8 protein-coding genes and 1 pseudogene are annotated in these 12,680 nt (G+C 46.8%); 6 read left to right on the top strand and 3 right to left on the bottom strand.

Annotated elements, in window-relative coordinates:
* Window positions 1-1,393: 1,393 nt before the first annotated feature.
* The 3 genes and pseudogenes from PPRES148_RS13220 to PPRES148_RS01275 form a co-directional block, all read left to right on the top strand.
* Window positions 1,394-1,699: pseudogene (locus tag PPRES148_RS13220) on the top strand (IS256 family transposase); the annotation flags it as partial.
* 500 nt (window positions 1,700-2,199) lie between these two features.
* The gene (locus PPRES148_RS01280) at window positions 2,200-4,236 is read left to right on the top strand and encodes a transposase (RefSeq protein WP_149452874.1); all 2,037 of its coding nucleotides are present in this window, start codon (window positions 2,200-2,202) and stop codon (window positions 4,234-4,236) included.
* Window positions 4,237-5,083: 847 nt separating this feature from the next.
* The gene (locus tag PPRES148_RS01275; protein ID WP_149452873.1) at window positions 5,084-6,202 is read left to right on the top strand and encodes an IS256 family transposase; all 1,119 of its coding nucleotides are present in this window, start codon (window positions 5,084-5,086) and stop codon (window positions 6,200-6,202) included.
* Here the strand turns inward: PPRES148_RS01275 and PPRES148_RS01270 are convergent.
* From PPRES148_RS01270 to PPRES148_RS10390, 3 genes are all read right to left on the bottom strand, one after another.
* Window positions 6,199-6,396 carry a hypothetical protein gene (locus PPRES148_RS01270; protein WP_149452698.1) on the bottom strand — a complete coding sequence of 66 codons (198 nt, stop codon included), beginning with the start codon at window positions 6,394-6,396 and terminating at the stop codon, window positions 6,199-6,201. The two genes, PPRES148_RS01275 and PPRES148_RS01270, sit on opposite strands and share 4 nt — an antisense overlap.
* Before the next feature lie 156 nt (window positions 6,397-6,552).
* A complete protein-coding gene (locus PPRES148_RS01265) occupies window positions 6,553-6,765 on the bottom strand; it encodes a hypothetical protein (RefSeq protein ID WP_149452872.1) in 213 nt (70 codons plus the stop codon).
* 166 nt (window positions 6,766-6,931) lie between these two features.
* A complete protein-coding gene (locus PPRES148_RS10390; RefSeq protein ID WP_187820334.1) occupies window positions 6,932-7,075 on the bottom strand; it encodes a hypothetical protein in 144 nt (47 codons plus the stop codon).
* Between the two features lie 339 nt (window positions 7,076-7,414).
* On the opposite strand from PPRES148_RS10390, the gene PPRES148_RS01260 reads away from it, so the two are divergent.
* The 3 genes from PPRES148_RS01260 (at window position 7,415) to PPRES148_RS01250 (ending at window position 12,654) form a co-directional block, all read left to right on the top strand.
* Window positions 7,415-8,104, top strand: coding sequence for a sortase domain-containing protein (locus PPRES148_RS01260; protein ID WP_187820333.1), 690 nt, complete (start codon window positions 7,415-7,417; stop codon window positions 8,102-8,104).
* Window positions 8,105-8,645: 541 nt separating this feature from the next.
* The gene (locus PPRES148_RS01255; protein ID WP_149452870.1) at window positions 8,646-8,873 is read left to right on the top strand and encodes a transposase; all 228 of its coding nucleotides are present in this window, start codon (window positions 8,646-8,648) and stop codon (window positions 8,871-8,873) included.
* A gap of 1,000 nt (window positions 8,874-9,873) precedes the next feature.
* Window positions 9,874-12,654, top strand: a complete 2,781-nt coding sequence (locus PPRES148_RS01250) for a cation-translocating P-type ATPase (protein WP_246142941.1) — start codon at window positions 9,874-9,876, stop codon at window positions 12,652-12,654.
* Window positions 12,655-12,680 lie beyond the last annotated feature (26 nt).

The following is a 12,680-nucleotide window of genomic DNA, read 5'->3' as shown; positions in this document are numbered from 1 at the left end:
ATTGTACGTTGGCTGGTCCAGGCAAACCATTCAACCCCTTCGCTCCACCCTCATTACAAGGGTTTCTCCACTACTATGAGTTGATCCAACTCTGTTCACGGAGGCCTTGGTATACCCTTAGCCCTTTACACCTGGCTAAGGCCGGGTGTCCGTGCGACAGTCTCTCGTGGTTCCCTATGAGGGCCTAAATCAGGTTCATTCCATCTATGCACCAGATGCTGCCAGGACAGTAGGTGGTTCGCCCTTCATGGCTTCGTTCCAAGGATAGGACCCGATACCCTTGTTTCGACATCGACTACGCTTTTCGATGCTTTCCTCCAATGGTTTGCTTTACTAATCTCCCTGATTCACACCTGACAGGATTCTTTCGTCCTGCCTTTTCCCAGAACGCTCACCACCATTGCTCTTTACAACAGCAGCACTGGTCGGTTTGAAATCTGCCTACCACCTGCCGGTTTCGGGGGGCCCCTCCCCCATCCCTCATAGAGCACGACACGACACACAGGTCCTTGCGCGGAAGACGAACATTGTGTTGTAGTAAGATCCATCCTGTTTATGGTACGTACAAAAACAACAAAAAATCCGTAATGTTGACAACATTACGGATAAGATGGAACAAGGTTCCATTACCATGGACAAAGCGATCTGATCAACAAATAGGGCACGATCGCACGATCTGCAGTGAAAAAGAATGAAGCGTTATTATGTAAAAAGGGGATGACTCATGCCCCCTACCTCTGATAGAATATTGATCACCAACAAACAATAAACTCAGAGGAGGGAAAACATGAGCATCCACACCCATAATACAACATTATCAGGAAAAATCAATATCCAAAAAGAAGAGTCATGGATAGCTAGAAATTCGATGAAGATAGGCGACCGGTCCATTGACTCCCCGTATTGTGGAAAAACACTGAAAAGTACGTGTCCCTTCTGTCATAGCCATAATGTCTTAATAGATGAGAAACTGATTCTAACCGATAGGACCATAATGGCAATGGCAAACGAAAAGCTGGCCCTAGCCAACGAGACAATGGCAATGGCAAACGAGAAGCTGGCCCTAGCCAACGAGACAATGGCAATGGCAAACGAGAAGCTGGCCCTAACTAACAAGGCAACGGCAATGGCAGCAGGGAATAAGGACACAAAATGGTCTGCGGTAGCCGGTGAGATTGGAAAATTACATAGTACGAATCCGTCCCCTGCCCCCCAAGAAACGGAACCCAATCCACTGATCGAGGATTCTCCATCCATAACTTTGCGTGACGGAAAAGATAAAGGTCCGGGGAATGCACGATCCGAAGGGGATGGATATCATCAATTGCACGATCCAAAAACTCGGGATCGATTCTTACGTGCTCAACGTTTTTTCGATGATCTCAAGGAGGGAATTACCTCATGGGGTTCCAAGGGGTGGGAGGAATCTAGGCATCTGATTGAGAAACTGCTATTATTGTGTTGCCCATCGAATCACAAGGAAAAAACGAAGGATTCCCTTCTCCTGAATGACGTTACTAGCCTTATGTTCCATCACGACGGTGGTAGTATTTTGGTGCAGGCGCTGATTGGATTGTTGAAAAACGCATGGATCCCAGAGATAGACCCTCTAACCGACCCAAAGACTTGGAAACCCGTTGTCGAGGACCTATGTAACTTACGCATGCGTGTAGATCGAACCCTCCATTGTCTGAAATATCGGGGACGGTCAGATCTTTCTGTACGGAACCTCTGTACGTCAAAAACCCTGCTCCAGCAAGGAGCAGGGTTTTATTTGTTTAAAAATGTTAATTGGGAATCCAACCCGAATCCTGTATCTATCTATTCAGGACCTGTTTATAGTAATTTTATATCTATATTAAACGATGATATTGTTTGTTTGTTGTAAAAGTTCAGAATTTTTTTGTATAAATAACATCGAATTACGAAAACCATAATATTCAACCCTTGTCAAGGTAGATCTTTGCAATTATCCGTGAGGCCAAATTCATATAGAAATACGTCTTGCAAAATATAATCTTACAGTGTATATTGTAGCAAATGTTCGCTGTTATTACCGAAATGATGGTAAAGGGAATGGGAAAAAACATGGTTCGCAAGAAATCGCACACAAAAGAGTGCCCAAATACTTCACACCCTATTGTCTAAGATATTCAAACCCACCAAAGTCTAAACATACTTTCGAAAGGGGAGGAAGAAATGAGCACTCCACGTCATTGTACCACAATTTCCCGAAAAGACAACCCGTCAAGCCAGCCCCTTTTTCATGTTTCACCTCTGCAGTACAGCTATGGGGACTTCATAGCCAGCGGGGATCCAACGCAATTGAAATATATTGTTGAAGAGGCAAGAGAAATAGAGAATTCCCCGCTTACTCCTGTTGAACAAAGGGATAGGGTTAGGAAAGTAAGAGAATCCCTCTGCGCGTTGTCAGAGGAATTCGAACGTGAGGGAGCACCCCCCTCCCGGCCCAATGATCGTAAACAGGGTTTTGAACAGCAACAGTCGAAAGAGGGGGAGGACCCTATTGCTGAAAAATGGTGTCCAAAGCCCAACAATGAGTCATTGAAAGAACAAAAGGAGGAAAACAACGCTAAGAAGGGGGGATCCAAAGCCCAGGGGGAGAGAGCAGCGGTAATATGGAAGAGAGACCAAAAGCTCTTAAGGATATTATCTACAGATGCAATCTACGGATCAGACGACATAACAGTGTCTAAGGAGGAACGTGAGATAGCTTCCCACCTGGCAAAAGCCGCTAAAATTTGTTTAGGGGATAACGACATGGCTGTTCGAATGCACCAGTTTATTACTACATATCCCAAACAATCAACAAGGATGTTTCTCTCTACGTTCATCAGAACCCCACTAACGAATCATAGGGTGGATGATATTGAAGAGGAGTTTTGTACAAACGGTTTAAAGCACGCTATAGAGCTAGGTTTGTGCTTTGAGCAATGGTATAACCATGGAATGATGCCCGGAAACTCTCGTAATGGGTTCACCATTCGTGAACGAAACGGGTTGAAAATACGCATTCCTCAATTGCGTGAGGCCGTTACCACTCAAATGATTGGCGATTCGGGTATTTTGGGATATCGTGATCTCAAATTAGTGGAAGGTTCTTGGATAAGAGGCATATCATTTCAGAGTATATCCGAACTCTTGTATGAGGCAAGGGGTATCGAGATCTCGCCATCCACTCTAAAATCCCATATCCAACCTCTTTATAACAGGCTAGATTCTTTTGGTAACCAGGATTTGAGCGGTTACAAATGTTTTGGCATCATGTTGGATGCCTCCTATGATCACACTGACATCATCACCCATAAGGGTAAGAGGAAAAAGAAGCGTAAACGGGGAAAACCCGTACTTACAGCCCTCGGGATCTTCATAGATGACGAGGGCATCAAGCTGGTATATTTGGGTTGTAAGAGCGTGGACAGTGAATCTACCGACAATTATGCCCTGCTTGTTGGGGAACTGGTGAAGCGGGGTTTCTCTACAAAGAATGTGGAGTTAATGTTGAGCGACCGTCATCGGTCGTTCGCCGGTTTACGAGATAAGATATTTCCGCAAGCCGAGCTGCATTACTGCGGTGTCCACCTCACTCGTAACCTAGGAAAAAAGATCCCGAAATGTTTGAAAGGACCATTGGGATCGGTGTTTTTGAAGGCAGCTTACTGGGTCTTAAAAGGCACCACCAAGGAAGAGGTTTGGGAAAGATTTGGGCTTCTCAAGTCCGCCCTCGAGTCCACCTACGATGGTGAAATGAAAGACGCTATAGAATACTTATGTGTAAATATAGAATCACATACGAATGTTGTAAAGTTTTTTAGTAATCCAGAAATTATTAGGGTTTTATTGAATACTAATAGGATTGAGAGTATGAATAGGCTCATAAGCCGCTGGGCTGATTGGAAAGGTGGATTTCGCAGCACAGAGGAACAAGAGAGAGCAGCCCACATAGCTGGACTGAGGATGGAAAAATCCCCCCTTATTTTCCCATTCAAGGAAGGGGATCTAATCCTTGATGAAGAAATTTCCGATAAGGAAAAATGTTTTGAGTTTAGAATAGGGCGTGTCGAGAAAAACTGTCGGAGTCTTATGGAGATATGTATAAAGGGATGGAAAGGAGATTGCCAAGAATTGGGGAACATCCTTGCCTCGTTGGCAAAACAAACTATTGAATGTTGCAATGGGCTATTATGGATACGGCATAATCAGCTTTTGTTATAGAAAATGGCTACAATGGTTTGATACGTCCTGGTGGTATCCGGCTTACCACCGTACCAGATTCCCCGGTGTCCTCTTAGCCCACATTCCTGATCCCCTCGGGGGAAGAATCTAGGGGATCCCGTAGGTGATGTACGGAATTCCTGAATGTAGGTTCGATTAGATTCCGGGGGCGTCACTGTGGGTACCCCTGTTGGTCCCTCGGTTTATCAAGGTCCCATGAGTATACAAGGATCTCCGAAAACAGGTGCCACTGCCTCCCTGGGTTTCGGATTCCCCGCGCAAGGGTCTGTACAATTTAGGCCCAGTCCTGATCCGGATACCGCAGCTGTTAGCGACTTCCCGCTGGTCTCTCCCTAGGTTCCACAAGGTCTGATACACCACCGGGGTATGATATGGGTGCCAGTGGAACTTCCCAATCCCCTGGGTCTAATGGAAGGGACGGAATCCCTAACACTGCAATGCAAGTGTGCAAGTGTTACCGGGCCTTTGGGAACCCCCAACAAGGTTTTACAGGCCTCACAAGTACACATTATGGGGATCATCATCATCTGAATCTGACACGATAGGGGCAATCCTTGTATCATATTCATAATTATAAAATAAAAATAACAATATAAATGCATTTATGAATATATATTAAATCATACCCAATGAGGCCTGAAAGGTATAGAGAAAGATAGATACAAGGGTTCGGGTTGGATTCCCAATTAACATTTTTAAACAAATAAAACCCTTCTCCTTACTGGAGCGGGTTTTTTGACGTATGGAGGTTCCGTACAGAAAGATCTGACCGTCCCCATATCCCCAGGATGAGGGGAATGGGGTCTATCATCGCGGATACAGCACACTGTTTGGGGAACTAGATCTAGAGGTTCCTAGGACAAGATGGGAATTTTCACCGTACTTGTTACCACGTTATCAGAGTGCAAAGAATACCCTCAAAGATTTCATTTATTGTCTTTATCTTCCAGGCTTCTCCTTGCGAAATAGTAGCAAACTCCTGAAGGAAAGGTTCAACCTTCAGACGCCCCCGGAAACGCTTTCGCAGTGGCTGCAACCCTATTACAACGATGCTATACAATATTTCGAAAGGGATCTTAGCACGACAGTATATACAGCCATAGGTATGGATACCCTCTTTGTTCCCATTCGGGAGGAGGGTCGTTATGTTTCGAAGGCGATCGCAGTCAGCACGGGTATCACGGCAGAGGGGAGGCGGGATATAATAGGGATCACCCCCTCGCCTGATGAGAATGTGGAATCCTATGATCAGCATATAAGGAAACTAAAGGAACGGGGCCTGAATGTTAACGATATACGTATCGTTACCACAGATGGGCATAGGGCTTTTCCCTTAGTTGTACGCAAGCATTTTCCTCACCATACGGTTCACCAACGATGTTACGTTCACGCGATTCGTAACATCATGAATGCAGCTCCTAAAAGTATGAAGAAGGAAATGGCTAAGGACGCTTCTTACGTCTTACGGTCTGGGGATATGGGACAGGCACTAGAACGGTGGTCTGAGTGTGCGGGGAAGTATCGGTTTGGAAATAAGGTGACGTGCGAAGCATGGGAAAGGCTCAGTCCTAAAAAAATCTCCCTGAGCTTACAAGCGGCATCCATAACCCAAAACCCCATACTTCTGCCCTATATACTGTCCACGAACTACACGGAATCGCTGAATGCTTTGTTTCGTGAGAGAACGAATAGCAAAAAAGGTGGATTCGTTGGTCTTGAGGTAGCGATGAAGGAATTGATGCTTACCGCTTTCTATTGGGTGGGGAAACAAAAAGAAAACCCCAACCCATTGCCTGTCGAGGATCTTCTTTCGATCCCTGCTGACTACGAGTCCGAAATTTCGAACGGAGAACCTCTCCCCACCACGGCTTATGACTTTCATCCCCTCTTATGCACGGAACAAGGGCAGGGTTGTATGGACGATGTCCATACCCTTGATTTCTAGCTAGCACCTTTCGGGGAAAATCCGTCTAAGGCGCCACGACGGTTTTTCCCCGGGAAACTCCCTCCATCCGACGAGTTCTTCCACGGAACGGAGGTACCATATTCCTTCTCAAGAATCCCACCGCCTAGTTCTGGGGGTAACCTATGTGGTACAATCCTTCCAGCATCAGACTGGGTATCCGCCGCCCATCTCAATATCCATTATACCCCTAAATCTCGCAACGGCCTGTTCAGCCCATTATTTTCTGAATTTACAATAAATTAGTGATTAAAGGAAACACCTTATAAATATAAGATAAATACCCCTGGGATACCAAAACAGGAACAGTGTCATAAAAAAATGTTATTATGTTACTCAATTGCTTTACGAAAAGGTGAGACTAGATTCATAGATAGGGCATTCCCCACAAGAAACTGCACGGTCCCCCCTTTCCCCTTATACTGCTTTACCCCACCCCTGACCCTGGCAGTAATGAAGTATGTGGAACCAGTTAGACCGATCGGGTTCAACCCACGACCATCTCTTTGCTTTGGATTGTACGTCGGTTGGTCCGGGCAGATCATTCAACCCCTTCGCTCTACCCTCATTACAAGGGTTTCCCCACAACTATGAGTTGATCCGACTCTGTCCACGGAAAGCCTCGGCATACCCTTTTAGCCCTTCTCATTACACCTAGCTAAGGCCAAGGTGTTCGTGCGACGACAGTCTCTCATGGTTCCCTATGAGGGCCTAAACCAGGGTCCTTCCATCTGTGCATCGGATGCCGCCAGGATCGTGAATGTAGGTCATCCTCCGTGGCTTCTCCCGACGTAGGAACACATACTTCGGTTTTGACATGAACTGTTCTTTTCGACGCGTTCTCGAACGGTCCATTCTCGCTGGGCTTCCTAATTCCCCACCGGACGAGGATTCTAGCCTCGCCTTTTCCTAAACCGATCACCACCGGGGTGTTTCCCCACCAGCAACATTAGGTGGTTTGAGACCTTGCCACCTACCTACCCGCCAACTCCGAAGAGCCAATTACAACCTTCACCACTTATACATAGCCTCGCATCCTCAACGGGAAAGGGTACGTTGTTTGCTAACTTCCCCGCGGATCCCCGCTGTATACGCAATCCCTGAACCTAATAGTAGGGAGGAACTGCTATCTGTTGTGGCAAAGATTTTATGTGACAATCAACCTAAATGTATACTCAGGAGGAAGCAACTGACATGATCCGTTCCATAACATGGCTGCTCTGGCTCATTGTCTTGGGATCGTTGGGCGTATGTGGATATTTCAGCTACCAAATGTGGGTGCAGGTTAGGGGTTCAGGAACGGATGATCCCCTCTATGCCTTCAATTCAATGGAGAACGCAAGGGATACCTCTCCCCAGCCAACCATTGCCCCAAGGAAGTCTGTACAAAAGATAGCTAAGAGTTCAGAGGTGTGTCCAAAGGTAATGGAGCTAACATTTCCAAACAGGAGTGATAGGGTTTTTGATGTGAGGCTTGCCGAACATATCGAAATGGAGAACCTGTGCCTGAAGAGGGGCCCTACCCTAATCAGGAGATCGTCACAACTTGTATTCCCTGGGGAACCTGGCTTGGCCGTCATCTCTGCGCATCGTGATACAAGCTTCACATTTTTAAGACATAAAGACCTAAGAGTAGGGGATTATGCTGTAACAAATGATGGTAAAACCAAACGCGTTTTTCAAGTTCGAAATATTCGTACCCTTCCAGAAAAAGAAGCTTTCCTATATCCTATTAGGAACAAGCATTCCTTTTTGAGAATTACAACTTGTTATCCTTACGTTTTTATCGGGGGTTCCCCTGAACGCAGATTTTTTGATTTTGATTTGGTTCGGGAGGAAAGGGGTACAAATTGGCGACGTTCCGTTGTGGATGTAAATCCCTGAACAGGGTTTTTAGGGAGGATTTCACGCATCTTCAAGATGACAGCAGCATCCGAACGGGTGTGTGCATTCGTCGAGTAGGAGGGCTGGCATCTCAGCTAACTCTCTCACAAAACCACACGCACTACTCTCGCATTATGCAGCTCTCATTGCCCTATCTTAGTGTTTTAGTGGAAAAGGTCCCCGTATCTTCCTCGTATATACTGGATCCCTATGATCCCTTCGCATGCTATTGAGTTTCCTGTACCCCTTTTTGGACCACAGGGCCAAAACATTGTCATGGAAGCTGCGTAGGGTTTTTCTCAGTTATGGGATTGGGGGCTAGGAGAAGGACTCTCATCAACAGGGGAGTATCTCCCGCCCCCCTTTTTGCTTCTGGGAACCATGGGAGGATCCAAATGAATCAAGTTCCATCTTGGCTTTCGTTATGGGATTTGCTGTAAAAAGGAAAACCATGGATACCTATATCCTATTAGACCCCCTGATATAATAGGTTCAGGTGGGTATAAGGGGAGCAGGTTTCCCGTAAGGGGTGAACACGAAAATGGCACGGGGAAAATTTTCGTTGGAATTCAAACAGAGAGCAATTGAACAGGTCAGGGATGGGCAACATGTTGTCCAAGTATCTAGACAGCACGACTTTGCTGTTAGCACGATGAACCGTTGGATAAAGGGGGATAGGGAAGGCATATTAGCCAGCTCATTCTCTCCCTCGAAGGGTCATCGTCCTGATGGATTCCTCGTCCCTCCGGTTTCTGCAGAAGGAGGTTGATGATGTAAAGGGACTCCTGGGCAATTCTTTACATATAGAAATACATGGGTAGTTGGGAGAGGGAGATACCCCCGCCCGTTTCGGCATTCCAAACTAAGGTACTATGTTGCATAGTGGGCGTCCCAATTGGGCCCATCCCCCTTGTACACTGTGCATGCTGCCCGAACGTATAGGACAGGTCCGTTGTCGTTCTTCCCCTCCGCGACTTTTCCCGAGATACCATATCCCTCAGATTTGGCGTGTACTTAGCCGCAGCTGTCCATGATGAAAAGGAAGGGGCCTATCAACTGGTTATAGGGCAGCCCAGTGACCTCAAACGATTTGTTTGCCTATCCGTTCTCCATACGCTGCTTCATAATACGGCCCACCTGATTCATGCCATCATTTCACACCCCAAAGCCTCTGTTCATCCACCCGCTATGAACAGCGGAGACCCCCCAGGATCCAACAAGGATCGTTAACGTTATATAAGCACCCTACCCCTAAGCCAAAGGAATAGTAAAATACTATTTTCTATAATTTTTATAAAAATAGACGTGCGGTGTCCTTGATTACGTTTCAAAAAGCTAATTTCCGGGTTTTATTGGCTTGTTTTTCATTATTTAATAACTTATTTATAAAAAAATAAAAATAATTATTTTGTTTATCTTAATTATCTTTTTGTTCACAATTCCGGTAGGCGATTTCCCTCTTGTTTCGGACAGCCCAGGAGGACTGTGGGGATCCAACCAACAAGCGTAGGACATAAACTAGTGGTGGTAAGTTCCTAATACCTTATAAATTTAAGTACAATTATGATTTAAGAATAATTACGAATAAAAATGAGGAATGGACCTGTTTTGTTCCGAACAGGTGAGGGATAGGGCTATTTTGCCATGGTGGGATAAAAATAGGGGGTTGACCCGCTTTTTATGTGGCAACAGTATCTGAACAGGGAAAAATCCTATGGGGCGGTTGGGCCGTGTAATGGGAGACTACTACACATGATTCTGTGAGCGGCATGGCTGTGATGCTGGGTTTACTCGACAATATTTTGTTGGTTCCAAGCATAGGGGTGGATAGTTCAAGTCATGTGTGCATAAGCATCACAGGAGAATGTGGGGGGAGGGATGCCCAATTGCCTTATTTAGATTGGGATATGGATCGTTTGTTGACCCATCTCCATGTAGATCCTGAGCAGGGTCTTGATTCGACAGAGGCATCCAAACGGTTTCTCCAGGGGGGGCCGAATCGATTGAAGACGGCCCCCCGTCCGGCATTGTGGCAACAGTTTTTAGTGCAATTTAAGGATATTATGGTGTTGATATTGTTGGTGGCGACAGGATTATCCCTATGGTTGGGTGAGATCATTGATTCCATAGCGATCGTTGCTATTATCTTAGTCAACGCCATTTTGGGAATGGTGCAAGAGGCAAAGGCAGAGCGGTCCTTGCAGGCCCTGCAGTCGTTGTCATCGCCGGTTACAACCGTTGTACGTCATGGCGGGAAAACAAGGATACCAGCGGAGGAATTGGTCATCGGGGATATTGTTTTTCTTTCTTACGGGGATCGTGTTCCTGCGGATTTGCGCCTGTTGAAAACATCTTCCCTGATGATTGAGGAATCATCCTTAACGGGCGAATCCGATCCTGTCTCCAAAGGGGATGGGGTTCTGCCTACACAAACCCCTCTTGCTGATCGTTCCACAGTGGCCCACATGGGGACAATGGTGGTACGTGGTAGTGGAAGGGGTGTTGTTGTTGCCACAGGTATGGATACAGAGATGGGGAAGATTGCACGTTTGATTGAAACAACAGGGTCTGTTTCCACCCCTCTGCAGAAGCGATTGGTACAATTGGGTCGCGTACTGGTTGTTTTGGCCGTTTTCCTAACTATGATTGTAGTTCTAGCAGGGGTTGCTCATGGTTATAACGCATCCTATATGCTCTTGTCCGGTATCAGTCTGGCCGTGGCGGCGATCCCTGAGGGGTTACCCGCCATTGTGACGATCGCATTGGCGCTTGGGGTGCAACGTATGATTCGTCGCCATGCGATTGTGCGTAAATTACCGGCCGTGGAGACACTGGGTTGTGCCACTGTCATTGGCTCGGATAAGACAGGTACACTGACGGAAAATAAGATGGTAGTTACCCATCTTTGGATGGAGAGGCATCTGGTGCAGGTAACCGATACCGGTTTACGGGATGCTTCCAGAAAAATGCCTGATATTTCCCTACTAGAACGTTTGGTTTTAGTGGCAGAAAATTGTAACAACGCATGTTTGCTGACATCGGATAAGGGAACAGGGGATCCTACAGAGGTAGCCCTCCTGGCGTGGGCACGTCAGATGCGTCGTCACTACAGTTTGTCTAAGCATCCCGTCCATCGTTTGCAGGAAAGGGCTTTTGATTCCGAACGCAAACGAATGTCCGTGGAGGTTCAGCTTATAGAAAATGGCCAGAACTGTTGGTGCACTAAGGGTGCTCCCGAGACGGTGTTGCCGCTTTGCACCCACATCGTACAGGAGGGGAGGACCGTTTCTCTCAGTCCAAGTGTGCAGGGATATCTGTTAGCTAAGAGTCAAAACCTCGCTGGACGGGCCCTACGTGTTTTGGCTTTGGCGGATCGTATGGAGCGTGGCGAGGGTGAGGAAGGTCTTGTTTTTCTCGGTTTTGTTGGTATGATGGATCCACCAAGAAAGGATGTAGCACAGGTATTTCGTATCTGTCAGGCTTCTGGAATACGAACGATTATGATTACGGGGGATCACCGTGCTACAGCGGAGGCCATTGCCACCCAACTCAACATGAGGCGGATCGATAGTAAGACCCTCACTGGCGAAGAAATGGATCGATTCGATGATACAGAACTGTGCAAACAGGTGGAGATAACGGATGTGTATGCACGTGTGACACCGGAACACAAGTTACGTATTGTCCGCTCCCTTCAGGCTAATGGCCATGTTGTGGCGATGACGGGGGATGGTGTCAACGATGCCCCTGCCATTAAGGCGGCCGATATTGGGGTGGCTATGGGGGAAGGGGGAACGGATGTCGCTAAGGAGGCCTCCTCACTGGTTCTCGCCGACAATCGCTTCAGTACGATCGTGGCGGCTATTGAGGAAGGTCGTAATATTTATGAGAGTATCCAGAAGTTTGTCTGTTACTTATTGGCTAGCAATGTGGGCGAAATTCTGCTTATGTTGTTAGCCATGATGTCTGGATTTCCCACCCCCCTTGTGCCCATCCAAATTCTATGGGTTAATTTGGTTACGGACGGTTTGCCTGCCCTGGCCTTAGGTGTGGACCCAGCAGAGAGTAATGTGATGAAGAATCCCCCCCGGGATGCAAAGGAAAGTATCTTTTCGCGTGGTGTGGGTTGGAAGATTGGTACGCGCGGAATTTTGATTGGCCTTTGTTCTCTATTGCCTTTTTTGCTCTCCTTACGGGAAAATCCCATTGATTTGGAACGTGCCCAGACCATTGCTTTTACTACCCTGGTTCTGGCACAACTAGTGTTTGTGTTTGATTGCCGGTCGACAGGGACGATTTTCCAACGGAAGCCTTGGGATAATGTATGGTTGTTACTTGCCGTGGCTTCCTCTGCCTTTCTTCTCTGGATTGTGGTATATAGTTCCTGGCTGCAACCGATCTTTCATACCATAATGTTGACAAAGAGGGAATGGGTGCTCGTGGGTGTTATGGCTTGTTTGCCCGTTGTCCTGGCGGGTCTTTTGGATCGCTGGCGGATGGTGGGATTGGGGCTGTTGCGGAAAACTGTGCGCGGATCCTCCTCCGCATAAACATAAATCGATGACCCAAGGGGGTG

It is taken from the genome of Pasteuria penetrans, assembly GCF_900538055.1.
GTDB classification, from domain to species: domain Bacteria; phylum Bacillota; class Bacilli; order Thermoactinomycetales; family Thermoactinomycetaceae; genus Pasteuria; species Pasteuria penetrans.
The sequence above is the reverse complement of the archived record's forward strand: the minus strand, read 5'-3'. Positions and strand labels throughout refer to the sequence as shown.

Excerpts from the sequence above, each read along its gene's own strand:
- PPRES148_RS01280 (WP_149452874.1), top strand. The coding sequence starts at position 2,200 with ATGAGCACTCCACGTCATTGTACCACAATTTCCCGAAAAGACAACCCG.
- PPRES148_RS01265 (WP_149452872.1), bottom strand. The coding sequence starts at position 6,765 with ATGATCTGCCCGGACCAACCGACGTACAATCCAAAGCAAAGAGATGGT.
- PPRES148_RS10390 (WP_187820334.1), bottom strand. The coding sequence starts at position 7,075 with ATGGACCGTTCGAGAACGCGTCGAAAAGAACAGTTCATGTCAAAACCG.
- PPRES148_RS01260 (WP_187820333.1), top strand. The coding sequence starts at position 7,415 with ATGATCCGTTCCATAACATGGCTGCTCTGGCTCATTGTCTTGGGATCG.
- PPRES148_RS01255 (WP_149452870.1), top strand. The coding sequence starts at position 8,646 with ATGGCACGGGGAAAATTTTCGTTGGAATTCAAACAGAGAGCAATTGAA.
- PPRES148_RS01250 (WP_246142941.1), top strand. The coding sequence starts at position 9,874 with ATGGCTGTGATGCTGGGTTTACTCGACAATATTTTGTTGGTTCCAAGC.